This window comes from Dysgonomonas sp. 511, from assembly GCF_010501105.1.
GTDB lineage: Bacteria > Bacteroidota > Bacteroidia > Bacteroidales > Dysgonomonadaceae > Dysgonomonas.
Window position 1 is genome coordinate 644 of the sequence record NZ_QVMQ01000034.1, and the last position, 24,575, is coordinate 25,218.

The window sequence follows — 24,575 nt, forward strand, 5'->3', positions numbered from 1 at the left end:
AACTTTAGTTTTTGTTTTTCAATCGACTTATAGTCGACACTCACACGAATTTTATTCGTAATTTAACCTATGGATTTTCAATCCATAGTCGTTAAGTTAATGATGCTTTAAAAACGAAAACTTCCATATTTTTTCTAATCAAGTTGAAACATAGTGATATTTCAATAGATACATTTCGTTGACAAGGTCGCTCTTGTTATACTCAAAGCGATAGCTTATATCAATAACTTAAAGAATACATTTGGATTGTGAAAATACAATACGCTTCAGATATACACCTTGAATTTCGTGATAATTCGCGATTTCTTAAAGAGCATCCGCTTGTTCCGGTTGGAGACATACAGATTCTTGCAGGAGATATAGGTTATTTAAATGACGAGAATTACTCAACGCATCCTTTCTGGGATTGGGTTTCGGATAATTATGAGCAAGTGTATATTATCATAGGTAATCATGAATTGTATAAATATACTGATTTGGCGAAGATCCCCAAAGGCTTGATTCACTCCATTAGAAACAATGTCAGTGTCTATTACAATGATGTTATTCACTTGAATGATGTTGACATTATTCTTTCTACATTATGGGCAAAGATATCATTGGAAGAGGCTTACATTACGGAGCGTGGGGTTACCGACTTTCATCGGATTTTATATAACGAGAAATCTCTGACATGGGATAAGTTTAACGAGGAGCATGAGAAATGTTTAGCATTCATCAAACAGAGTGTTGAAGACAGTACTGCAAAGCAAATAATAGTAGTAACCCATCATGTGCCGTCATTTCAATTGTCTTCACCTGATTTTGCCGGCAGTAAAATTAATGGTGCATTTACTGTTGAGTTAGAAGATTATATAGCAACAAGTCCGATCTCATATTGGATATATGGACATTCTCATCGGAACATAGATCGATTGATCGGAAATACTTGGTGTATATGTGATCAATTGGGGTATGTTTCTCATAATGAACATTTGACTTTTGATCCAGCTAAATACTTAAGTATTGTGGAAGAAGAAAATCCCACAGAAGAGTTCCTTAATGACATTATAAAAATAATAGAAGCTTCAGAAGGAATCTATAAACTGGCAGTACAAGAATATACTCCGGTGGTTAATGCAATAATTGAGAACAAATCCAGAGATACAAAAAAGATAGAAAGATTGTTAGATGATTTACTGAGCTGTGCTTGCGATGAGCGAATTCTGGTTTTGTTCAAGAAGTTGTGTCGATATTACTATCCTATAAATCAGGAAGCTGTTGTTTACTATGTGAATGCTTATAGAAGAATGTGGGATGCATCATAGTTATTTTTCACTAATTCTATAAATGACCACATAAATGTTTGATATATAAAACGTAAATCTTATTTTTGTGCAAAATATAAATCTGCATGAAGAGTAAAGGAATGACATTATTACCCCGCTTAGGTAAAATCCTTGAAGAGACAGGTGAAAACATAAAATTAGCCCGTCTCAGGCGAAATCTTACCATGGAGCAAGTTTCAGAACGCGCAGGAATCTCCCGTTCTACCTTATGGCAAGTAGAAAAAGGACTTCCTTCTGTTTCTTTTGGTGTTTATGCTCAGGTATTGTTTGTGCTTGGCTTGGAGAAAGATATACTTAAACTTGCCGGAGACGATATACTGGGAAGAAAATTACAGGATGCCGAATTGCTTTTGGGCCGTAGTTCCTCAAAGAAATAAGTTATGGGAGATTCGACAAAAAATATATATGTGTATGCCGATTGGATAGATTTAAACCATCCGCATTTTATGGGAACCCTGACTGCAAATCAGATCAGGGGAAAAGAAATATTTTCTTTCCAGTATGATGATGAGTGGCTAAAATCAGGCAAAGCAAAAATACTTGATCCTGACCTGTCGCTTTTTTCAGGATTCCAACATCTACGAGATGAAAAACTGAATTTTGGAATGTTTCTTGATTCCTCTCCTGACAGATGGGGGCGCGTCTTGATGAAACGTCGTGAAATAGCTTTGGCAAAACAAGAAGAGAGAAAGGTAAGAACCTTATTTGAGTCGGATTTTTTACTTGGAGTTTATGATCCTCTCCGTATGGGTGGTTTACGTTTTAAAACGGATAAAGAGGGAGACTTTTTAGATAATAATACAAATTATGCTACTCCTCCATGGACTTCGATAGGAGAGCTTGAAAGTGCCAGCCTTCAGTACGAAAAAGGATTAGAGCAGAATGATCCTGAGCTTTTGAAATGGTTGAATATGTTATATGCACCAGGTTCTTCATTAGGTGGTGCACGTCCCAAAGCAAATATTCAGGATAGCGATGGTTCTTTATGGATTGCAAAATTTCCAAGTAAAAATGATGATATGAATATAGGAGCTTGGGAAATGGTAGCTAATTCTCTTGCAATAAAAGCAGGGATAAATTGTGCTATAGGGAAAATTGGGAAATTCAACAGTAGATATCATACTTATCTGACTAAACGGTTTGATAGGGATGATGAAGGAAAGCGTATCCATTTTGCTTCTGCCATGACTTTGCTTGGATATACGGACGGAACAGGGGCAGATGAGGGAGTCAGCTACTTGGAACTTGCCGAATTTATCATCAGACATGGTTCCAATGTAAACGAAGATCTGAAAGAACTTTTTAGGCGTATTGCGTTCTCGGTTTGTATAAGTAATACGGATGACCATTTACGTAATCATGGTTTTCTATTAAATGATAAAGGTTGGATGCTTTCTCCTGCTTATGATATTAATCCGAATCCGGATGGAACAAGTTTGAAGTTAAATATAAGTCTGGATGATAATTCTCTGGATTTGGAATTAGTATTAAGTGTTTCTGATTTCTTCAGACTTGAAAAGGAAGAGGCCCAAATGATGATTGAACAGATAAAGAAAGTTGTTTCAAACTGGAGGCAGGAAGCAAAGAATTATCAGATATATTCTTCCGAACAAGATAGAATGGAAAATGCCTTTTCTGTAGTTGGTTATTAATGGAATTTTATGTATATCTGTGATACGGAAACTAGAGAAATCATGACCCATTCGGGGACAGATGTCCGTAAGCGAGACGTGAGGTTTTTACTTTGAATACATTCTTATGAATTGATTATCAATTAGATATAACGAAGCGATCGATTCCTGATGGCACCTGAACTTCACAAAGGTATTTTGTTCGGTAGATGGGAACCCGAAACCCTTATAAAATTGACCTGTGGAGAAGATACGGCACGGTTTGCACGGGCGGTATTTGAGGATCCGGAAAAGTTTAACAAGAAAGACATCGACGCTTCGGGCGATGAATTGACCATCATTCAAATTGCCGACGTTTTAAGTAAAGCCAAGAAAAAACAGGTGACGTATGAAAAAGTCAGCTACGAAGAGGCTGTCAGGCGAGGAATGTTCGAGGGAACGGTTGCCGCCCATGAATGGATGAACGCGGTGCCGGGCTTCGATATCAGCGAAACATACGCTCTATTTTAGAAGACAGAAAGAAGGGAAGTGTTCTAAACAACTGATATTCTGAATCAGTACTCATATATTCAGACGTTAGGTCAATAGCTATTAGCTCAATATCTGAGAGTTTGGGTTGACCTATTTGATTTATAAAATTCATTTTAGGCTCTACTTGTTGTAATGTTTTCAATATTTTTCGGTAATTTCGAATGAAGTTGTTTATGTATTTAATCGTTTGTTATACAATTAAATATAATCATTTTATTGAGAATGAGCAACTTCTCGTTTGTTTATCCAAATGCACTACGGGTTAAATCTTATAAATCGTACATACTGATTATAGACATTACACAAAAGACAGATGGCAGTAGATATAATACTTATCATATTAGGGCTAATTTTGATGATTGCCGGTATAGCAGGCTGTATAATTCCGGTTTTGCCGGGTGTTCCGTTTAGCTATGTAGGCATATTGTTTCTTCACTTCACATCCCGTGTAGAATTTCCTTTTGAATTTCTTGTCGGGTGGGCTGCCATTGTCGTTTTGGTGCAGATATTAGACTATTATGTCCCTGTATGGGGAACAAAGAAGTTTGGCGGAGGCAAGAAAGGTGCATGGGGGTGTACCATCGGCATTATTCTGGGTCTGTTTATCCTTCCGCCGTGGGGCATTATCATCTTCCCCTTTCTTGGAGCCGTAGTTGGAGAGTTGATAGACGAAAAAGATTCGAAGGTCGCAATAAAAGCAGGTTTTGGCGCATTTATCGGCTTTCTTGCCGGAATAGTGATGAAACTGGCTGTAGCCATTGCTCTTTGTCTCTATTTTGTGAAGGAGGTGCTGGATGCCTACATACTTACTTGAAAAGAAGCGGGTTGTTTTCACGTTTTTTGATAAAATAAACCATATAATAATCAGGCAAATTTCGATATTTATAAAAAAAGATATTCCTTTGTGCATCAATTTAAATATAACATTATTAGATATAGACGATAAATGAAAAACAAGTTATTCATACTATTCTTATTGGCGGCAATAGGAGGCACAAATATAGCTCATGCACAGCAAACTCCCGACAAAAAGCAGATGCAGCAACGCTATTTCGACATAAACAAGAATATCGAAGTATTCAACTCCGTTGTCCGCGAAATGGACATGTTCTATGTCGACAGCATAGACTTAGACAAGACTGTACGCAGTGCTATCGACAATATGCTGAATACGCTCGACCCCTACACAGTCTATTACAATAAGGACGACATGAAAGAGTTCAGCACGCAGATAACCGGCGAATATGCCGGTATTGGCGCAGGCATCACTTTCAAAGACAACAGGGTGGCCATAACAGAACCCTTCGAAGGCAAACCGGCTGATAAAGCAGGTTTGAAAACCGGCGACTATATCCTCGAAATAGATGGTAAGGACATGACCAAATGCGACAAAGTGGAAGGAGAAGCCTATGGACGTACCCTCAGCAGCTATGTGAGCAGCCACCTGAAAGGGCAACCGGGAACTGCAATACAGGTGAAAATAGAGCGTCCCGGCGAAAAGAAGCCAATGATGGTAAAGATTGTCCGCGAAAAAATAGCAATGAATCCTATACAATACTACGGGCTGGTAAACCCGACTACGGGCTACATCAATTTCAGTAGTTTTACTGACAAGAGCGCAGCAGACGTGAAGCAAGCCTTTTCGGACCTTAAAACACAGGGGATGACAAGCCTTATACTCGACCTGAGGCAAAATGGAGGAGGAATACTGGAAGAAGCCATACAGATAGTAAATATGTTTGTGCCAAAAGGAAAAGTGGTGCTTTCTACCAAAGGAAAACTGAAACAGCTAGACCGCACCTACCGCACAACCCTAGAGCCGATAGATACAGAGATTCCTATCGTGGTATTGATCGACAATGGTTCGGCATCGGCTTCAGAAATCGTTGCCGGGTCGCTGCAAGATATGGACAGGGCTATATTGGTCGGAGAACGTACATTTGGCAAGGGTTTGGTGCAGTCGTCGCGCGAAATGCCTTTCGGTGGCGGCATCAAGGTGACTACCTCTAAATATTATATTCCAAGCGGCAGGTGCATTCAGGCAATAGACTATTCGCACCGCAATGCCGATGGTAGCGTGGGACGCATACCCGATAGTCTTACTACAGTATTCTATACCGAATCCGGACGCCCGGTAAGGGATGGTGGAGGAGTCTCTCCCGACTTTACACTCGAAGAAGAGAAAACTCCTACTATAACATATTACCTGTCGAACCAGTATATCGTTTTCGACTGGGTTACCGATTGGGCTACCAAACACAAGAAAATAGACGCGCCCGAAACATTCAGTATCACAGACGAAGACTATGAGAGCTTCAAAGCGTTCGTCAAGTCTAAAGATTTCCAGTACGACCGTATGAGCGAGAAGTCGATGGCATCGCTCAAGGAACTTATGGAGTTTGAAGGCTTTATGAAATCTGCCGAAGATGAGTTTAAGGCATTGGAAGCCAAACTTGTCCCGAATCTCGATCGCGATTTAGAAACCTTCAAGTCAGAAATAATAAAGCAGATAAACACCGAGATAGTAAGAAGGTACTATTATCAGAAAGGACAGTTTAGATATGTATTGCAATCGGACAAGGAACTGGCAAAAGCTATAGAGATATTGAACAATACAGACCTCTATACGAAAACCCTTGCGCCTGTTTCGGAGAGTGAAGTCGCTACTTTAATACAATAGGCGATTATCCGTGAGATAAGAGGCATGCCTTATAAGCTAGTATCATTTTAAATAAAATATTTATGTTTCGCAAACTTGTAGCCATAGAGCCGGTGAGTCTGATACCTTCGGCGGAAAAAGCATTGCATTCATTTGCAAAAGAAGTAGTTATGCATCAGGATATACCTGCCGACGATGCTGAGGTTGCTGCACGCATTGGAGATGCCGATGCCGTGCTTTTAAGCTATACATCCCGCATCACCAGAGAGGCGTTGCAGGAATGCCATAATGTAAAATACATAGGCATGTGCTGCTCGCTATACTCACCCGAGAGTGCCAATGTAGATATCAATTATGCCAAAGAGCGAGGTATCACGGTGACGGGTATCCGCGACTACGGCGACGAAGGTGTAGTAGAATATGTAATCAGCGAACTGGTGCGTTGCTTGCATGGCTTCGGCCAGGAATCTTGGGATGGCATGCCGCGTGAAATCACCGGATTGAAAGTCGGCATCATAGGGCTTGGTAAATCCGGTGGCATGATAGCAGATGCCTTAAAGTTCCTCGGTGCCGACATAGCTTATTTCTCCCGTACCCGAAAACCGGATGCCGAAGAGAAAGGCTATCGCTTCTTGCCTATAAGTGAGTTGCTTGCACAAAGCGAGGTAGTTTGCTGTTGCCTCAACAAGAATACTGTTTTATTGCACGAAGCTGAATTTGAGCAACTAGGCAACAGAAAGATACTCTTCAATACAGGCTTATCTCCTGCATGGGGCGAACCTGCATTCACAAAATGGCTCGAAGGCGACAATCTCTGCTTCTGCGATACCATAGGCGCATTGGGAGGCGAACATTTGCTCAGCCATCCGCATGTGCGCTGTATGCAGGTGTCTACAGGACGTACACGTCAGGCTTTCGACAGATTAAGCGAAAAGGTTTTGAAAAACCTGTCAGAATACAATGGGTGAAACGATATTGATCAGGGTGCTCACTACCGACCACCCTGCAATTTCGGGAGTTGCGCTATACACATCTACTACAGCATGCACCTGATCGTTCTTTATTTCAACACGTTGCGTATCTCCTATAAAACCGGGAGTAGATTGCATGGCTACCTGCATCTTTTCGGGGCCAACCGAGGCCAATGATGCTGCAACCGATACATTCAGCCCTGTAGGGAAAATTCCGATAGCTTCCCTTGCTGTTCCAGAAAAGACAATACGTTTTTCGGTCTCCATTGCTGGGTCGTAAACGGCTGATCTTCTCAATGCTCTTACGCCTTTTTCGTTGAAGAATCTTGCAGAAGCATTCCCCATCAGGGTAGCTGTTCTTAAAACGTCGAAGCCGCCGGTTGCGCCGGATGCTATATATATGCGTGTCCCGTTCGCTTTTGCAACATCCATTGCCTCATTGTAGAAGGCCGTATCGGCCAAGGCACCGATAGATAAGGTGACAATGGAAGTGCCGTTTTTCAGGGTAGGTATCGCAAATGCTTTCATGGCAGCAGGCGATGCCGCTTCTACCAAATAGTCGGGCTTGAGAGCCAGCAAGTCTTCAAATGTTGTACATGCCTGGCAGAGTTTGCCATGTTGCTGCATTTTAGAGGCAAAATATTCTGCTTTCGATGCTGTACGGGAATATACACCAACTAAATTATATTCAGGTAGCAGGCCATTTATTACTGCATCTGCTACTATTTCGGCGAGCCGGCCACATCCGGCAATTACTAAATTTTTCATAAATGCAAAGATAGGCTATAATAATATAAACAATACTACAATGATAATAAATTTGGCAATACAAGTAAAAGGCATCTCATTTCTTTTCACTATATAGATAAATAAAGACAAAAAAACTATACTTTTGTAACTTAATTAATTTAACAGAAAGAACATGATGGAGTTGAAAATTGTTGCCGTAATTGCTGTCAAAGCAGCATTTCAGGACGAACTTGAAAAGGTATTCCGTACACTTGTAGACGAAACACGTAAGGAAAAGGGAAACGTATCTTACAGCCTGCATCAAGATTGCAAAGATCCGCTGAAATATACAATCCTCGAAGTATGGGAATCGCAGGCAGCGATAGACGAACACAACGGAAGCGCACACTTCAAAGCGTTTGTTTCAGCCGTAGAAGGCAAAGTAGACAGCCTTGCCGTAGATGTAATAAAACAAATATATTAACAGAATACAGGGCGATATATCAATGCCCGCAATCATAAACGTATATGTATAGAAATCATACTTGTGGCGAACTCACCCTTGCCGATGCAGGCAAAGAAGTTGTTCTGGCCGGATGGGTGCAGAAAGTGCGCAAACTAGGAGGCGGAATGACTTTTGCCGACCTGCGCGACCGTTATGGAATCACCCAACTGGCATTCAGCAAAGACTATAACGAAGACCTCTACGAACAGGCAAACAAGCTGGGACGCGAGTTCGTGTTGCAAATAACAGGCACAGTGCAAGAGCGTTCGAGCAAGAACCTGAATATCCCGACCGGCGAAATAGAAATCATTGTAAGTAAACTGACTATACTCAATGCATCGGAACTGCCTCCTTTCACCATAGAAGACGAAACAGACGGCGGCGAAGATGTGCGGATGAAATACCGCTATCTCGACCTGCGCCGTACACCGGTTCGCAATAACCTTGAGCTGCGTCACAAAATAGCATTCGAAACCCGCCGTTATCTTGACGAACTCCATTTCCTCGAAGTAGAAACTCCTATATTGGTGGGTTCTACACCTGAAGGTGCGCGCGACTTTGTAGTGCCTTCGCGCATGAATCCGGGCGAATTTTATGCGTTACCACAGTCGCCTCAGTTGTTCAAACAGTTGCTTATGGTATCCGGTTTCGACCGCTACTTCCAGATCGTAAAGTGCTTCCGCGACGAAGACCTGCGTGCCGACCGTCAACCGGAGTTTACCCAGATAGACTGCGAGATGTCTTTCGTAGGACAAGAAGATGTCCTTAACATATTCGAAGGGCTGACCAGACATCTCTTCAAAGTTATCAAAGGTGTTGATATCCCAGATTTTCCACGTATGACCTACGCCCATGCCATGAAATACTATGGCAGCGACAAGCCAGACACACGCTTCGGCATGGAATTCGTAGAACTGAAAGACCTGACCACGGGCAGGGATTTCGTCGTATTCGACTCTTCGGAATACGTTGGAGCTATCTGTGCCAAAGGAGCAGCAAGTTACACCCGTAAACAGCTGGATGCGCTGACCAACTTTGTAAAGCGTCCTCAAATCGGTGCGAAAGGACTGGTTTATGTACGCTACGAAGCAGACGGTTCGCTGAAATCGTCGGTCGATAAATTCTATAACCCGGAAGACCTGAAAAAATGGGCTGAACACTGCAATGCCGAACCGGGCGACCTTATCCTTATCATTTGTGGCGAAACCGAAAAGGCTCAAAAGCAATTATGCGAACTTCGCCTCGAAATGGGAGAACAACTTGGCCTCAGAGACAAGAATACCTTCAATTGCCTGTGGGTGGTCGATTTCCCGTTGTTGGAAAAAGACGAAGAACTGGGACGCTATTTTGCAAAACACCATCCGTTTACCAGTCCGAAGGAAGATGATATTCCGCTTATGGATACCGATCCCGGAGCCGTTCGCGCCAATGCTTACGATATGGTAATCAACGGCGTGGAGATTGGTGGAGGGTCTGTCCGTATCCATAACAGTAGCCTGCAAAAGAAAATGTTCGAAGTGCTTGGCTTTTCGGAAGAAAGGGCACAAGCTCAATTCGGCTTCCTTATGAATGCTTTCAAGTATGGTGCTCCTCCTCATGCCGGTATCGCGTTCGGTCTTGATAGGCTTGTGTCCATGTTTGCTGGTCTCGACAGCATCCGCGACTGCATTGCATTCCCTAAAAACACTTCGGGGCGCGATGTTATGGTAGATGCGCCTTCGACTATCGACCAGGCACAGTTGGACGAACTCAATCTTAAAATAGATATTAAAGCCTAGTATATAGCCGAACAATTTCAGCAAAGAGCTTGTTAATACAGTGTAAAAGAATGTTTATAGTTATAAAAAAATGAGACAATCATGAAAAAATTAATTTTTACACTTGTATTAAGCATTGTATGTATAATGGGGGCTATGGCACAAACCGGAGCTAAATACCTGATGGTAAAGGCCGGTTATCAGACAGAAGCCGAAAGATTTGGTATTGGAGTAGAAGGACGTTATTATTTCACCGAAAATATCAGGTTTTCACCTGACGTGATTTTCTACTTCCCGAATAACCACACTACAGGACTGGATATCAATATCAATGCCAACTATGTATTTCCTATACAGGGCGGTTTTTCTCTTTATCCTACTGTGGGTCTTGCCATTATCAACAACCGTTTTTCGCACAACGGGCACTCGAATAGTTCGACAGACCTTGGTTTCAACCTTGGAGCAGGAGCCGATTATATGTTGAGCGGAACAAGCTACCTGAATTTCGATATCAAGTACACGTTCAACGACGACGACTTTATGACTTTTATGGTTGGCTATGGTTTCAGGTTCTAACCTGACTGCAACACCATAATGAATAAGGGATATTCTTTGTCAAGAGTATTCCTTATTTCTTTTTGGTAAGAACCATCCGTTTGTCCACAATGCCGGGGATTTCGCTCTCATAGTGAGTTACATATATCAATGTTTTATCACAGGTGCAGAACGTTTCTACTATGCGTTTCACCAACCGTTTGTTTGCCATATCCAACCCATGTAACGGTTCGTCGAGAATAAGCAGTTCAGGGTCTTTTACAAATACCCTAGCCAACAATACCAGCCGTTGTTCGCCCGAAGATATATGAAGAAAAGAGCTGTCTTTAAGATGGCCGATACCCAGCAAATCCATCCATAGCAAAGCTATAGCCTCCTGTTCGGTACTGCATTTTCTGTACAAACCGATTGTGTCGAAAAATCCAGAGCCTACAATGTCAATACATCGGATATTCTTCATATAATACAGGTGCATTTCGGGAGAAATATATCCTATCCGATTTTTTATATCCCAAATGCTCTCACCGGAACCGCGCTTGCGGTCGAAAAGAGTTATGTCGTTGGCATAGCCCTGTGGGTTGTCGCCATAGATAAGGCTCAGCAGTGTCGACTTCCCCGAACCATTTGCGCCAAGCAAAGCCCATTTATCGCCTCGTGCTATTTGCCAGTCCAGTCCGTCTATAATAATCGACTCTCCATATTTCACCTTTATGTTTTTTAAGAGGGCGACATCGGTATATGTCGGCTTGCTGTCTTCCTTACCTTCCTTTATGGGTAATCCAATTTCTTTGCTTTTAGCCTTATCAGGAAACAGTTTGTCTATCAATGACTTATTGCTCAAGAAGTCATCTTTCGATAGTGCCGGCAACAGCTTTTTTCCTTGTATGGGCAGCACATGGGTTATTACATCAGGGATATCGCCGGGATTGGATAAAACCAAAATCAATGATATGCCCGATTGTGCCAGGTGTTCAAAAAAATGGTTCAGCACCAACCGCGAAGGAGCATCCAGTCCAATATAAGGATTGTCCAAAATAAGTACGCGAGGACGGGCAAGCAAAGACCTTATAATAAGAAATTTACGCAATTCGCCACTCGACAGCAGGTTGACTTCCTTATCCATAAGATCGGAAATGTCGAACCCGCCGAACCCTGATTCAATAGACTTTATATCTTCTTCCGATAATAGATGCCTGACCGAAGGAACTTCTTCAGCAACGCCTTTGTTCCAACGCTGTTGGTAGTAGCTGTTTCCGGCATCTATAATGCTATAGATATCGCGAAAAGCAACACTCTTCACCGTAGCGTAAACGGAAGCCTTCTCTCCGTTTTCGTCGAAACAGAGGATTTCTCCCGCCGACAAAGCGTATTTGCCTGTCATAGTATCTGTAAAGAGGGTCTTCCCGCTTCCGTTCCGGCCAATCACGGCCCATTGCTCACCCGTCTTCAACTCCCACGATATAGGGGCGGAAAAACGTACTTGTTGCAATCGTGTAGTGGCTTCGCTTATTTTTAGTATTGCTCTTTGGCTCATTTATTTTTTCAAGTTTGATTGTGTCTGCTGTGCAGTAAGGAAAAGTGACAAAGATAACGCTTTTTAATCGCTCTATGCAAGACTAATGGCTATAAGCTATCAGCAATGGCTAATAGGAAAAGTGGCGGTGGCAATTGTGTCCATCTTTCAATTACTGATTGATATTATATACATAAGCCTATTGATTAGGGTAACCTTTTTATGATGTTATATCCAACATTATTTATAACTTTGCGATCAGATTGTATTAATCTGTAATTTATAAATCATTTATACTGATAAAATGAAAATCGCTATTGTTGGCACAAGTGGTGCCGTAGGCCAGGAGTTTCTGAGAGTTCTCGATGAGCGGAATTTCCCTATCGACGAATTGGTTTTATTTGGTTCTGCCCGTAGTTCGGGTACGACTTATACATTTCGCGACAAACAGTACACGGTAAAGGAACTGGCTCATAACGATGATTTTAAGGATATAGATATTGCCTTTGTTTCGGCAGGTGGCAGTGTATCGGTCGAATATGCATCTACAATCACCAAGCATGGTGCGATAATGATAGATAATTCCAGTGCTTTTCGCATGGATAAGGATGTGCCGTTGGTTGTGCCTGAGGTGAATGGGGAAGATGCAAAAATACGTCCGAAAGGGATAATTGCAAACCCTAACTGCTCTACAATACAAATGGTTGTTGCGATGAATGTGATAGAGAAAATATCGCACATCAAACGAGCTCATGTGGCTACCTATCAGGCTGCATCGGGAGCCGGGGCTGCCGGGATGGAAGAGTTGGTAAACCAGTTTAAGCAAATCGCTTATAACAGTGATGTTACGGTTGAGAAATTTGTGTATCAGTTGGCGTACAACCTGATCCCTCAAATAGATGTTTTCGCCGACAACGACTACACAAAGGAGGAGTTGAAAATGTACAACGAAACGCGTAAGATTATGCACTCGGATATTCAGGTAAGTACTACTTGCGTAAGAGTGCCTGTGCTTCGCTCGCACTCGGAGGCCGTATGGGTAGAGACCGAAAGGCCAGTGAGTCCGCAGGAAGCTAAGGAAGCTTTTGCTAAAGCCGAAGGAATTGTTTTGCAAGACAATCCTGCGGAGAAAGAATATCCCATGCCGTTATTTGTTGCAGGAAAGGATCCTGTATATGTGGGGCGTATCCGCGAAGATATTGCCAATCCTAACGGGTTGACATTCTGGGTGGTTGCAGACCAGATAAGGAAGGGTGCAGCCTTGAATGCCGTGCAGATTGCAGAATATTTGATAAAAGAAAAGGCTGTTTAAGGCAGAAAGTGTTTGCAGAATCAAAACAAACAGCTATATTTGCATCGCAATTGAGCAAAAGTTTGCTTTGCATCCTCAGGAAGTGTGGGTGAGTGGCTGAAACCACCAGTTTGCTAAACTGACGTACGGGTAACTGTACCGGGGGTTCGAATCCCCCCGCTTCCGCAAATACATTAGAAATTACGCAGCAAAGCAACCTTCGGGTTGCTTTTTTTCTTTTAAGCGTAATTATAACATTGCGTTGATTTACAATTGATTATTAAAATAATTCTCACCATCGGTACAGTTATCCATACGTCAGTTGGAAAAACCATCAGAATAACCAAATGTGACCGTTTTGCGACTAATTTATTAAAAAGGCAACGGTTTATAATTAGTAATTACAACAAAGAACTATTTAAATAACTGATACAAAGTTATATAATTTAGTCACATTTTTCAAAAAAGCAGTCACATTTTTAGCATCAATTTATAACTTAAAGTCTTGGACCGTGAGTAATTATTAGCTTACTTTGTTTGTTAAAAAAATACGCAGACTATAATTAAGGTGTATTAGTAAATTATAATTCCATATAATGTCAAAGCATATTCTCTATATAATAAATGAAATTAAAGACCAATATCTAACAGACGACAATGATAGACCTTGGATTATTGGCTTTAGTGGGGGTAAAGATTCTACGGCTTTATTACAATTGGTTTGGTTAGCAATATCAGAAGTCCCGAAAGAAAGAAGGATAAGAAAATTGCATGTCATATGCAATGATACGATGGTCGAAAATCCAATTATACAAGAGTATGTAGATGAAGTCTTGGAAAAAATAAAAAAAGCTGCTGTAGAGCAAGGATTACCAATATATGTAGATAAAACTATACCTCGATTAGAAGATACTTTTTGGATTAGTGTTGTGGGACGTGGATATCCTGTTCCGAATAATAGTTTTCGATTTTGTACAGAGAAAATGAAAATAAAACCGACTTCTCGTTTTATAACAGAGCAAGTTACAGAATTTGGAGAAGCTATTATTTTAGTTGGAACAAGAAGAAGTGAAAGTGCAAATAGAGCAAGAACAATAAAAAAGCATGAGTTGAGAGGTAAACGCTTAACAAATCACCCTTCTCAATTTAATACCTTTATATACTCACCAATAAAAGAACTTATGTTAGAAGAGGTGTGGTATATCATAAATGCTATGACATCACCATGGGGTGCGGATAATTCTAAATTGTTTCAGATTTATGCTGATGCAAGTGCTGATGATTATGAATGTCCTACTGTTGTAACAGATAAAAATCATACTTCATGTGGTCAAAGTAGGTTTGGATGTTGGACATGTACTGTGGTAAAAGAAGACAAATCAATGTCTGCATTAGTAAATAAAGGAAATGAATGGTTACGCCCACTTATGAATTTAAGAAATGATATGATAGAGAATAGAAATCTATCAGAAAATAGGATGACTACAAGGCGTAATGGAACATGGGCCGTTACTGAAGATGGTCACAATCAGGGAGCATACACGCCAAAATATAGAGCTAAATTATTAAAACAGATTCTATTAGCACAGAAAGAGATACAAGAGACTAAACCCAATATCGAATTAATCACTAATCAGGAATTAATTGCTATTCAGGTAATTTGGTATAGAGACATGATTTTTGAATATAGTGTGTCTGAAATATATAACCGAATCTTCAATAAAAATGTAGATATGGATTCTAAAAATGAAAAAATACAAAAAGAGCTTGAGTTATTGAGAAACTCTTGCGAGGATGAAGGCGATTATAACTTAATAAAAGAATTACTTATTCTACAGCAGAGTAAAGCCTTTCTGAATCGAAAAAGAGGATTAAAAGGCGAGGTAGAACAGGTATTAGAGAAGTACTTAAACAATGAAAATTAAGACATCATGTTTATAAAAGAAATTGTTCTAAATAACTTCAGAATATACAACGGACATAATCAAATATCTCTGCTTCCTGATGATGATAGAAATATTATTATAATCAGTGGTCAAAATGGATTCGGCAAGACAACATTCCTTATGTCATTAGTTTGGTGCTTATATGGCAAACAAATGGAATATGTGGATGAGCTATATAGAAAAGAGATAAAAAGCAAGAAAAACTACACCAATTATATCTCTGAAAGTTTAAATAAAGAGGCAGCAGCACAAGGAGAATCTGAATTTTATGTTTCTATAACCTTCTCTGATGTACAATCTTCTGAAATTAAATGTAATGAGGTCGTTGTAAAGCGTTCTTATAATACAAAATGGACTAACGATAAGGTTGAAATTTTAATAGATGGCTATAAAAATGAACTCATAGAAGATTTATCTAAAGATAATCAAAGAGGTGAGGATATTTTCATTAGAAACTTTATCATGCCTGTAGAAATAGCTAAATTTTTCTTCTTTGATGCAGAAAAAATTGTTGCCATGGCTGATGTTGACTCTAACGACCTACGCAGACAATTAAGCCAAGCATATTCTCAGGTTTTAGGAATACAACGTTATGAGGATTTAAAAAACACTTTGGAAAGTAGTTTAGATGAATACAGAGCTAAAACTGCGAGATTAGAACAAAGAAAAGAATTTAATTCACTAAAAACAAGTATAGAAAATGCAGAAATAGAGGTTGATGAACTCACCTCTGAAATTGAAGAATATGATGAATTAATTACCGAAAAACAAAGAGAGGCTGAAGAGATTCAAACTAAGTTGATTCAATATGGAGAAAAAATGACACTTGAGGAATTGAATCAATTAAGAGAAAAGCAAAAAGAGATAGAGACCAAAAAAGAAAATATAAATAATCAATTAAGAGAACTATATGATATAATTCCATTTGCATTAGCAGGCGGACTATTGGGAGACCTATATGAGCAATTAAATAAAGAACAAAAAGTTAAAGATAATAGGCATCTACAATCAAATATAGAAAACAAAATTAATGACATTCGTAACGAATTAGATAAAGAAAGATTGAATTGTAAATTTTCAATTGATGTTACTATTCAAGATTTCTATAATGAACAACTGCAAAAATTAATACGAAAGCATTTTTTTACAGAGATAGAGGATATTTCTAATATCGAAATATTACATGACTTCTCTTCCGAACAAGGCAATGAAATAAAGCAGTTAATAAATAGATTAAAAAATTCATTTAAAACTCAATTTGAGAAATTGCATGCTGATTTTTCAACTCTGAAATATCAGTATGATTCAATAAATCGAGAGATAAAAGAAGCTGAAAAGAATGAAGCAGATGAATACATAACTAAACTTAGAGAAGAAAGAGAAATAAATACAGCAAAAATTACTGATTATACCAAAAAAATAGGTAGTATAGAAGAACAGATTCGAAGCAAGAAAGATGCAATAAAAGCTGATAAACAAAAGTTGGAAGATGTAAGAAAAACTATAGATGATGCTACTCAATACGCAGATAAAGAGCAGAAAACCAAAAAGATAATATCAACACTTCAGTCTTTTATAAAACAATTTAAACTTCAAAAGAAGAAATCATTAGAAGAAAAAATGTTTGATAGTTTACATAAACTATTACATAAAAAGCATTTAGTATCAGGGGTAGATGTTACTATTAGTACAATAGGAGATGATATTGATATTGCATTAAAAGGAGCTAATGGAAAAATATTAGATAAAGGACAATTATCAATGGGAGAACGACAAATGTATGCATCTGCTCTCCTTCAGGCTCTTGTTGGTGAATCTGAAATAGAGTTCCCTGTATTCATTGATAGCCCGATGCAAAAATTCGATGAATCACATTCTCATAACGTTATCAAGTATTTTTATCCTGAAGTTTCAAAACAGGTAATAATATTTCCTTTAATAAACAAAGAATTAATAGCTTCTGAATATAAAGAGTTATTACCTAAGATATGTAAAACATATCTAATTAATAATGAAGAAGAAAAAGGCTCTTCTTTCTTGGAAGTTTTACCAAATGAGTTATTAGAAGTCTATAAAAAGAAATATAATGCAAATTAATATATCTACATCTTTAAAAAACAAGGATGCTGTTAGAAGACTAACAAATAAACTTCAAGCAAAATCAGAAAACATTGTTGCACGTATTGCATTATGTTTCTCTTTACAAACAGAAAGAAAGTTTACCCCTGAAGAATTTAATTTGTATGATTCTAAAGGAAAAGAATATAAAGACCATATTCTTTTCGATGGTAATAGGGAATTTTATATTGCTTTGGTTTGTCAGCATTATGGTATATATAAAACTGACGAAAATATATCTAAATATATAAAATTGCATGTAGACCATGGAATTGAAGAATTGGATAATTTATCTCAATTTGAAGATTATAATTTCTTTGACTTTTTAGTTAATTACATTGATAAAGGTATTCGACACCTTGCTGATACAGATATATCTATAAATAATCCTGTCGTAAATACAGTTCAAAAGATTGATAAACCTTATTATGAAGGTTTATTAAAAATGAAGGTTGGGTATGAATTGAAAGAAGAAAAGACCCCAATTTATATGGCAATCAATGATAATAGTTTATATGATAATGCCCATATAGCTGTAGCAGGAAATTCAGGAACAGGAAAAACTCAATTAGCATTAGAATATCTATATCAGATAAATAAAGAATCAAATGGTCATGTAAAATTTATTTATCTTGATTTTAAAGGTTTAAATACAGAAGATAAGGATAAACTTACAAAGTTCTTTGAAACAACTCATACTGACTATATTGATGTGCCAAATACGCCATTTCCTGTTAATCCATTGACATTTATAGATAATGTCAATGAAGTTAATCGTAATATGGGTATTGCTAAATTTGTGGATATAATTGCTAAGTATTCAAATCTTGGATATAGACAGCAAGAACGGTTAAGACAAGCTACTACAGAAGCATTCATTGACCAAAAGAATGGAACTTATCCAACAATAAAACAGATTAATGAAAGGTTAGCTTCATTATCAACTGATTCCGATTCATTAACTTCTATAATGAATAAGCTAAGTCTATTTAAAGTATTCTTGGAAGATAAAAATAATGAATCTGACTTTTTGAATAAAAATATATATCTATCCTTAACAGGAAATCTACCGACTGATATTCGTTTTACATCTTTGTTTTTAATTATAAATTATATTTATAATGTATTTATGAATATGTCAAATGCACCTGTCAATGAGAATATTCAAGCGATGAGATATGTTATTTTAATAGATGAAGCTCATGTTATTTTTAAAGAAAAGAAGTATCAAGAAATTTTGGAGAAAATCTTGCGTGAAATTCGTTCAAAAGGAGTTTCCGTTGTTTTGCTCTCTCAGGGAATAGATGAATACAATCAGCCGACTTTTGACTTTTCAAGCATGTGTAATACTGCATTTTTACTTAATATCAATGATAAAAACCCTAAATCTATAGAGAAATTTCTTGGTATTTCAGGCAATGATACTAAAAAAGTGGCAAGAAGCATGGAAAAAATGATAAAAGGGCAAGCAGTTAGTAATATTCGAGAATTTGACAAAGGAACTTTATTTGAAGTAGTTCAATTTAGGAATGAGAAGCATTCGTAATTATAAATAGAATAATAGGAAACGAGTTATAATATTATAGCTCGTTTTTTTTATTTTCATTAGCAATAAATAGCTAATTACCCTATCTTTGTTTCATGCGAAAAGAATTTAGAATAGGTGAACTTTGTAAGAAAAAAGGTATTACACTAAAGCAACTTGCTGAAGGCTTAAATATCCATCCTGTGAGCTTTACTCAGGCGTTGAGTGATAAAGGTAACCCCACCTTTGAAACCTTATCGAGAATTGCTTCTTTTTTACAAGTTGGTTTATCAGAACTATTCAGACCCTTACACATAAATAATATAATTTTTGATTTTGATTTAACATTAGTCAATAGGTCTATTTCCGACCAATATAGAAAACAAAGAAATTGGAAGAAGGTCTTTGACCTAATTCCTCAATTCACCCTATATGATGGACTGAATGAGGTTTTTTCTTATATCAGAGATAACAATATTCAAGTTACCATTGTTAGCTTTGCAAAACCTGACTTAATTGAAGCAACCGCAAAATATTTTAAGATACCATACAACTTTATCATTGCAGGAAATCAGATTAAAAATAAAAAACCTCACCCTGAATCATTTTACAAGGCTCTTGAATTAATGAATTGTAAATCAAATGAAGTCATTTCTTTTGGTGATAGCATAAAGGACTATGAAGCAGCCAAAGTGTCTAATATAAAGCACATTGCTTGTCTATGGGATAGTGAAGAAGAAACTGAATTAAAACAAAATGGATGTAAATTATTTATATCAAATCCATCTGAAATTATTGATATCTTATTGGGGAAATAAGATAAAATAGAAAAAGCGAAACCATTTCTATAGCTTCGCTTTTCATTTTAAACTTTTCATTTCAGTTATATTATTTCATCTGTGATTAATCCCATACCATTTTATACATACGGTCAGCAATTTTGATGCAACGATGTTTTTTCTTTCGGGCATCACGCTTTGTTACTATTTCGCTATATTTTTGTGTAGACAAATCTGTATAGCTGATATAGTCCAATTCTTTTTGTAGCTTTCTATTCATCTTCGACATAATTAATACATTTTAGTTAGCCAATATTTTTAGTATTTTGTCGTTTATATTCCTCTACAAACTCATAAAATTCAAATCGGTACTTGTCTTGGGATGGAAATAGCATGTCAAAACCTAAGAACGTCTTGAACAAATATATCTTTGCATCCTCAAAAGTTTGACCTAACCCTACACCATCAGTCGTTGTCATTGCAAGATAGTCTCCATCATTAGACCATTCCCCATATGCTATTGCGTTATCTTTGAAATAATGTAGAATAACATCTTTTGAAGATAAAGCTCTATCCAAAAGATAACGTTCTCTATACCTTGAGAAAAAATGAGGGGGATATATTGCAATAGTCGTTTTATATATCATTACTGCATGTAATCCATCTTCATTGTCATAAGTACAAATTGTTGTATTATGGATATCTTTCCAATCTTTCTTCTTGTACGCCCGAAATATCATATAATATTTGTTGTTACGAGAGCTTGTATATTCTATCGGTTTGAAATGCATGGGAAATATGTTAGACTTTTTGATTGGTCTTTCATACTGTTTCTTTTTCCTCTCTGCATAATCGACAAGTTCATGGTAATCTTTCATAATCTCATCATATATTTCCTTTAGATTCATTTTTTTTATTATCATACAGTTACATCTATTGGGTTATACTCAATACTTTTATTCACCAAACCATTGAGAGTATCAAAGACTCTCTGTGGTTGCGCCATCTTGATTAGATATGCTTTTAATTGCTCTTCAAAACCATCACATAAAGCAATTCCTTGTTCCCACACTTCATTGAATGTATTAATTGTATCGGGCTTTGCTCCATTATTTGCAATATTCATGCATTGTATAGCACATTCCAATATAGAATAATCAATATTTTCACCCTTTTCTTCAGATAACATTGAATAGTTAGTCTTAACTATTGTTGGTTGTTCTTCCTTTATTGACAAATCAGTATCAGCAGAATCTATATTCTTTTTTATAGAGGACTCTTCTTCAAATAGTTTATTGACAAACTTCTGTCTTTCTTTAAGAGGCAAAGTATTTATGGTTGCAATTAGAACATCATATTTTTCTTGATTAATGCTGTAATTATTCATTTTATAGCTCTTAGCTCCACTTTTCCATGTAATTAAACCAATTCTTTTTAGTTTATCTAACTTTCTCCTAATAGTTCTCTCATTGCATCCCAATTGCTTTCCTAAGAAGGTTTGGGATACACATAGATTATTCATATTCTTCAAATGTTGAAATAAAATTAGCAACATAGCACTAACTCGGTCATTGATAATAACAAGGTTTATATCCATATATACCCTGTACTGATTAATCATTTTTTTAAATTCTTCTTCAGACAATTGTCTGCCATCCAATAACGTTTTTTCCATAATTAATTTATTAAGTGAATATTATTGTTGGAATATCTTTCATTGGTATCCCAACCGATTATTTTAATAGTTTTCATATTATCTTTTTATAAACAAAACCTCAATTCAGACAATAAAAACCCCTATACACCATTTAGTGTACCTAATGAGATTCATAAGTTTTAATTGATTTGCTGATTGAAAATATCAGCGATTGATTTTAAAGCCCTGCTTTTACAAAGGAGTTTAGCTTGCTATACTAAGAGGATTGTTGTTCAGGCAAGTATCTACACCATTATATATATCCCCAAAGACTCCATATGCTTTGTACCATGCTATTTGAGCATCAAAGTTGTACTCTTCAATGTATAAATTCATAACATCATCTGCGATTGAATCTAAAACTATCTCATTGTGTTTCAAATCACCAATGTAATATTGATATAGTAGATTTGTAATACGCTCAATCAATTCAGATTCGTCTAAAAACTGTATTAACAAATAATAATCCATACTCCAATGATTAAGAGAATTATAGTCTGACAATCCTTCAAAGTAGAACGAAAAATTGCAAAATATATCGACTATATGACGCACAACGATTTGTTTTTTGATATTGAAACGGATGAACAGTTACTCAAAGCTAACGCCAAATTGGAACAGAAGAAAAAAAACTATAACGAAGCCTATATTATTTTACAGGCGGAAGTAATCAAATATAAACAAGATAATACGATGTATAAATTATTTGTAGGATTCAAGAAATTAGGTGAGTTCAAATCTATATTGGAAGCTAAACAGTTCGCCGATAAGTGCGGAGAAACAGGAGTTTTTAATCTGATAGGACATCTGTATAAGGATAGTTGGTATGTGTTTGAACATCTGAAACCAAAAGAAGATAAAGTGAACAATGATAATGCGGACTGATTTTTCAGTCCGTTTCTTTTTTCGGTGAGCCTGTGCGGACAAAAAAGAAACAAAAAACCAGGTCCGTATTTTTCAATTTTTATACTTACTGCATTTTATTTAGCTGGATAAAACGAATGATATCCTTTATTAGCTTAAAAGGTAAAACTATCCAACCAATGGCAAGAGCCATTACAAACTTTATAATAAAATACCCACCCTATCGGGTGATTATAGCAATTCATTCTTTGTGTATTCGGTATTTGTTACTGGTTTCTACAAAAATAATCATTTTATGTTAATATGTCATTATCATATCTTTATTACCTTTAGAGCAAAATAAGGAATAGATGAAAAAAGATAAATCCCTGAAAGATAATTCAGCACAGAAAGTAGCTATCCTTATTGATGGGGACAATGCTTCTTCTGCTAAACTGGGAGAGGTAACAGAAATCGCATCCCGTTATGGACAGGTTATTATAAAACGTATTTACGGGGATTGGAGCAAAACCGGACTCTCAAGTTGGAAAGAACCGGCGAGGGAATATTCATATCGTTTAATAGAGGCTCTACCATATATAAAAGGCAAAAACACCACAGATATAGCCCTTGTTATTGATGCAATGGACTTATTGAACTCGAAAAATATAGATGTATTTTGTATTGTTTCCAGTGACAGTGATTATACTCCACTGGCTCAACGTATTCGAGAGGAAGGTGTTACTGTTGTTGGCTATGGAGAAAGCAAAACCCCAATCGCTTTTATCAATTCATGTAAGAAATTCATATTCTCCGACCAGGAACCTGAAAAGAATCCAAAATCGGAGAAAGGCGACACTCCTGCTGTACTGCTTCAGAAGGAAGCCGAGCTATTCGATAAAGCTTACGAATCGGCTGCCGATGGAAAAGAAGAAGTAACCCTTTCTCAGATCGGTATGGCGATGAAAAGAATCAAACCCAAGTTTAAAACCGGACGCTATGGCTGCAAAACATTGGGTGCGATTTATGAGAAACTGGACAAATATGAGGTTATCCAGACGGGACAAAAAGGAATATATAATGTTGTGAGAAAGAAAGTAAACTAACAGATTATTCTGCTTTCCGGCAAGAACAATCTACCAGATGGTCATTCACAAACCCCGAAGCCTGTAAGTGAGCATAACAGATGGTAGAGCCGAAGAATTTAAAACCTCGTTTTTTCATATCCTTACTCATCGCATCGGATTCGGGAGATGAAACAGGTATTTCACTCAGAGATTTGAAGTTATTTACTATCGGCTTTCTACCAGGGAAGAATGATAGTGTATAGTTGTAAAAACTGCCAAATTCTTTTTGAATGCCGATAAACAGCTTTGCATTGGAGATTGTGGATGTAATTTTCAGCCGGTTTTTGACTATCCCTTCAAACAGCATCAATCGTTCGATATCTTCGCTTGTCATCGCAGCAACTTTTTCAATATCAAAATTATGAAAAGCTTTCCGGTAGCCTTCCCGCTTTCTCAGTATAGTAATCCAGCTCAATCCGGCTTGTGCGCTTTCCAGCACCAAAAATTCGAACAGGGTTTTATCATCAGTAACAAGCCTTCCCCATTCTTCATCATGGTATTTTACATATAATTCATCATTTCCGCACCAGCCACAGCGTCCATTTACAAAATCTTCCATATGTTATAGTATTCGTTTCCACAAATATAAAAGTAAAAGCCGGACAATTCACAAAACTGCCCGACTTTCTATACGTTATTTACTCCAATTCTTCACCAAAAAACTCTACATCACTCGGAGCAGTCAGAAATGAATAAATCATGCTCACCCAGCTAATAATATACGAAACCACCATCATTGTCATCATACTTCTTCCTCCTCGTCATTTTCATTATTAAAAGAGAAACTCAAAATAGCAGTATTTCCAAAGTTATCGAAGAAGTAAATATCGATTACCTGTTGTTCATCGGAACGTGAGGTGTAATAAAACCTGAATGATTCTTTTGTCAAATCGTAATAGTCATTCGGTAGGAACGGCTCGCTGTCATCCATTCTCAAATCACCTTTCCCATCCGATTGAAAGTAACGAAAGCGCTAAGTACATGACAAAAATAGGGAAAATGGGAAAAAATGACTGATAATAAGAGGGATATTATTTTGAAAAGACCTTGATTTTTAGTATCTTAGAAAGA

Annotated in this window: 24 protein-coding genes, 1 tRNA gene and 2 pseudogenes (1 of these 27 cut by a window edge); 19 read left to right on the forward strand and 8 right to left on the reverse strand. The window is 37.4% G+C overall.

Going from position 1 to position 24,575, the window contains the following annotated elements; genetic code table 11:
• The 8 genes and pseudogenes from tnpA to D0T57_RS13190 all read left to right on the forward strand — a co-directional run.
• Positions 1–33: part of an IS200/IS605 family transposase coding region (gene tnpA, locus D0T57_RS13155; RefSeq protein ID WP_163273952.1), annotated on the forward strand (this coding region is incomplete at its 5' end). 313 nt of the annotated region lie to the left of the window's left edge; the window shows 33 of its 346 annotated nt.
• A gap of 215 nt (positions 34–248) precedes the next feature.
• Positions 249–1,007: pseudogene (locus tag D0T57_RS13160) on the forward strand (metallophosphoesterase); the annotation flags it as partial.
• Positions 1,008–1,393: 386 nt separating this feature from the next.
• A complete protein-coding gene (locus tag D0T57_RS13165) occupies positions 1,394–1,705 on the forward strand; it encodes a helix-turn-helix domain-containing protein (protein ID WP_185154682.1) in 312 nt (103 codons plus the stop codon).
• A 3-nt stretch (positions 1,706–1,708) separates the two neighbouring features.
• Complete coding sequence (locus D0T57_RS13170) at positions 1,709–2,980, forward strand: type II toxin-antitoxin system HipA family toxin (RefSeq protein WP_221412307.1); 1,272 nt, start codon at positions 1,709–1,711, stop codon at positions 2,978–2,980.
• 177 nt (positions 2,981–3,157) lie between these two features.
• A complete protein-coding gene (locus D0T57_RS13175; RefSeq protein WP_163273954.1) occupies positions 3,158–3,469 on the forward strand; it encodes an NmrA family NAD(P)-binding protein in 312 nt (103 codons plus the stop codon).
• Between the two features lie 334 nt (positions 3,470–3,803).
• Positions 3,804–4,304, forward strand: coding sequence for a DUF456 domain-containing protein (locus D0T57_RS13180; protein ID WP_163273955.1), 501 nt, complete (start codon positions 3,804–3,806; stop codon positions 4,302–4,304).
• Positions 4,305–4,436: 132 nt separating this feature from the next.
• A complete protein-coding gene (locus D0T57_RS13185; RefSeq protein ID WP_163273956.1) occupies positions 4,437–6,170 on the forward strand; it encodes a S41 family peptidase in 1,734 nt (577 codons plus the stop codon).
• 62 nt (positions 6,171–6,232) lie between these two features.
• Positions 6,233–7,117, forward strand: a complete 885-nt coding sequence (locus tag D0T57_RS13190) for a D-isomer specific 2-hydroxyacid dehydrogenase family protein (RefSeq protein ID WP_163273957.1) — start codon at positions 6,233–6,235, stop codon at positions 7,115–7,117.
• Here the strand turns inward: D0T57_RS13190 and D0T57_RS13195 are convergent.
• The gene (locus tag D0T57_RS13195; protein WP_163273958.1) at positions 7,100–7,888 is read right to left on the reverse strand and encodes an aspartate dehydrogenase domain-containing protein; all 789 of its coding nucleotides are present in this window, start codon (positions 7,886–7,888) and stop codon (positions 7,100–7,102) included. The genes D0T57_RS13190 and D0T57_RS13195 overlap by 18 nt on opposite strands.
• A gap of 154 nt (positions 7,889–8,042) precedes the next feature.
• Between D0T57_RS13195 and D0T57_RS13200 the strand changes: the two genes are divergently transcribed.
• The 3 genes from D0T57_RS13200 (at position 8,043) to D0T57_RS13210 (ending at position 10,687) form a co-directional block, all read left to right on the forward strand.
• Positions 8,043–8,333 (forward strand): putative quinol monooxygenase, encoded by a 291-nt coding sequence (locus D0T57_RS13200; RefSeq protein ID WP_163273959.1) that lies wholly within the window; start codon positions 8,043–8,045, stop codon positions 8,331–8,333.
• Positions 8,334–8,377: 44 nt separating this feature from the next.
• On the forward strand, positions 8,378–10,132 hold the full coding sequence (gene aspS, locus D0T57_RS13205) for an aspartate--tRNA ligase (RefSeq protein WP_163273960.1): 1,755 nt from the start codon (positions 8,378–8,380) through the stop codon (positions 10,130–10,132).
• 81 nt (positions 10,133–10,213) lie between these two features.
• A complete protein-coding gene (locus D0T57_RS13210; RefSeq protein WP_163273961.1) occupies positions 10,214–10,687 on the forward strand; it encodes a porin family protein in 474 nt (157 codons plus the stop codon).
• Positions 10,688–10,739: 52 nt separating this feature from the next.
• Here D0T57_RS13210 and D0T57_RS13215 read toward each other — a convergent pair whose 3' ends face one another.
• Positions 10,740–12,200, reverse strand: coding sequence for an ATP-binding cassette domain-containing protein (locus tag D0T57_RS13215; protein WP_163273962.1), 1,461 nt, complete (start codon positions 12,198–12,200; stop codon positions 10,740–10,742).
• 283 nt (positions 12,201–12,483) lie between these two features.
• On the opposite strand from D0T57_RS13215, the gene D0T57_RS13220 reads away from it, so the two are divergent.
• The 6 genes from D0T57_RS13220 (at position 12,484) to D0T57_RS13245 (ending at position 19,877) form a co-directional block, all read left to right on the forward strand.
• A complete protein-coding gene (locus tag D0T57_RS13220) occupies positions 12,484–13,491 on the forward strand; it encodes an aspartate-semialdehyde dehydrogenase (protein WP_163273963.1) in 1,008 nt (335 codons plus the stop codon).
• Between the two features lie 78 nt (positions 13,492–13,569).
• Positions 13,570–13,656 (forward strand) — tRNA-Ser (locus D0T57_RS13225).
• A gap of 410 nt (positions 13,657–14,066) precedes the next feature.
• Positions 14,067–15,395, forward strand: coding sequence for a DNA phosphorothioation system sulfurtransferase DndC (gene dndC / locus D0T57_RS13230; RefSeq protein WP_163273964.1), 1,329 nt, complete (start codon positions 14,067–14,069; stop codon positions 15,393–15,395).
• Positions 15,396–15,401: 6 nt separating this feature from the next.
• Entirely contained in the window at positions 15,402–17,513 is a 2,112-nt protein-coding gene (gene dndD / locus D0T57_RS13235; protein ID WP_163273965.1) for a DNA sulfur modification protein DndD, read from the forward strand.
• On the forward strand, positions 17,503–19,080 hold the full coding sequence (locus D0T57_RS13240; protein ID WP_163273966.1) for a DndE family protein: 1,578 nt from the start codon (positions 17,503–17,505) through the stop codon (positions 19,078–19,080). The genes dndD and D0T57_RS13240 overlap by 11 nt, the downstream gene beginning before the upstream one ends.
• A 95-nt stretch (positions 19,081–19,175) precedes the next feature.
• Positions 19,176–19,877: an HAD family hydrolase gene (locus D0T57_RS13245; protein ID WP_163273967.1), complete on the forward strand. Its 702-nt coding sequence runs from the start codon at positions 19,176–19,178 to the stop codon at positions 19,875–19,877.
• An 85-nt stretch (positions 19,878–19,962) separates the two neighbouring features.
• Here the strand turns inward: D0T57_RS13245 and D0T57_RS13250 are convergent, their stop codons facing one another.
• The 4 genes from D0T57_RS13250 to D0T57_RS13265 all read right to left on the reverse strand — a co-directional run bounded on the left by D0T57_RS13250 (position 19,963) and on the right by D0T57_RS13265 (position 22,005).
• Positions 19,963–20,127, reverse strand: coding sequence for a hypothetical protein (locus tag D0T57_RS13250; protein WP_221412308.1), 165 nt, complete (start codon positions 20,125–20,127; stop codon positions 19,963–19,965).
• A gap of 16 nt (positions 20,128–20,143) precedes the next feature.
• The gene (locus D0T57_RS13255; protein WP_163273969.1) at positions 20,144–20,746 is read right to left on the reverse strand and encodes a hypothetical protein; all 603 of its coding nucleotides are present in this window, start codon (positions 20,744–20,746) and stop codon (positions 20,144–20,146) included.
• 11 nt (positions 20,747–20,757) lie between these two features.
• Entirely contained in the window at positions 20,758–21,513 is a 756-nt protein-coding gene (locus D0T57_RS13260) for a helix-turn-helix domain-containing protein (RefSeq protein WP_163273970.1), read from the reverse strand.
• Between the two features lie 225 nt (positions 21,514–21,738).
• Entirely contained in the window at positions 21,739–22,005 is a 267-nt protein-coding gene (locus D0T57_RS13265; protein ID WP_163273971.1) for a hypothetical protein, read from the reverse strand.
• Positions 22,006–22,080: 75 nt separating this feature from the next.
• On the opposite strand from D0T57_RS13265, the gene D0T57_RS15905 reads away from it, so the two are divergent.
• Together D0T57_RS15905 and D0T57_RS13275 are read left to right on the forward strand one after the other, a co-directional pair.
• Positions 22,081–22,419: a hypothetical protein gene (locus D0T57_RS15905; protein ID WP_255490596.1), complete on the forward strand. Its 339-nt coding sequence runs from the start codon at positions 22,081–22,083 to the stop codon at positions 22,417–22,419.
• 329 nt (positions 22,420–22,748) lie between these two features.
• Positions 22,749–23,483 (forward strand): NYN domain-containing protein, encoded by a 735-nt coding sequence (locus D0T57_RS13275; RefSeq protein ID WP_163273972.1) that lies wholly within the window; start codon positions 22,749–22,751, stop codon positions 23,481–23,483.
• Between the two features lie 4 nt (positions 23,484–23,487).
• Here D0T57_RS13275 and D0T57_RS13280 read toward each other — a convergent pair whose 3' ends face one another.
• Both D0T57_RS13280 and D0T57_RS13285 read right to left on the reverse strand, forming a co-directional pair.
• A complete protein-coding gene (locus D0T57_RS13280; RefSeq protein ID WP_163273973.1) occupies positions 23,488–24,063 on the reverse strand; it encodes a DNA-3-methyladenine glycosylase I in 576 nt (191 codons plus the stop codon).
• Between the two features lie 183 nt (positions 24,064–24,246).
• Positions 24,247–24,471 (reverse strand): annotated as a pseudogene (locus D0T57_RS13285) (TraQ conjugal transfer family protein); the annotation flags it as partial.
• Positions 24,472–24,575 lie beyond the last annotated feature (104 nt).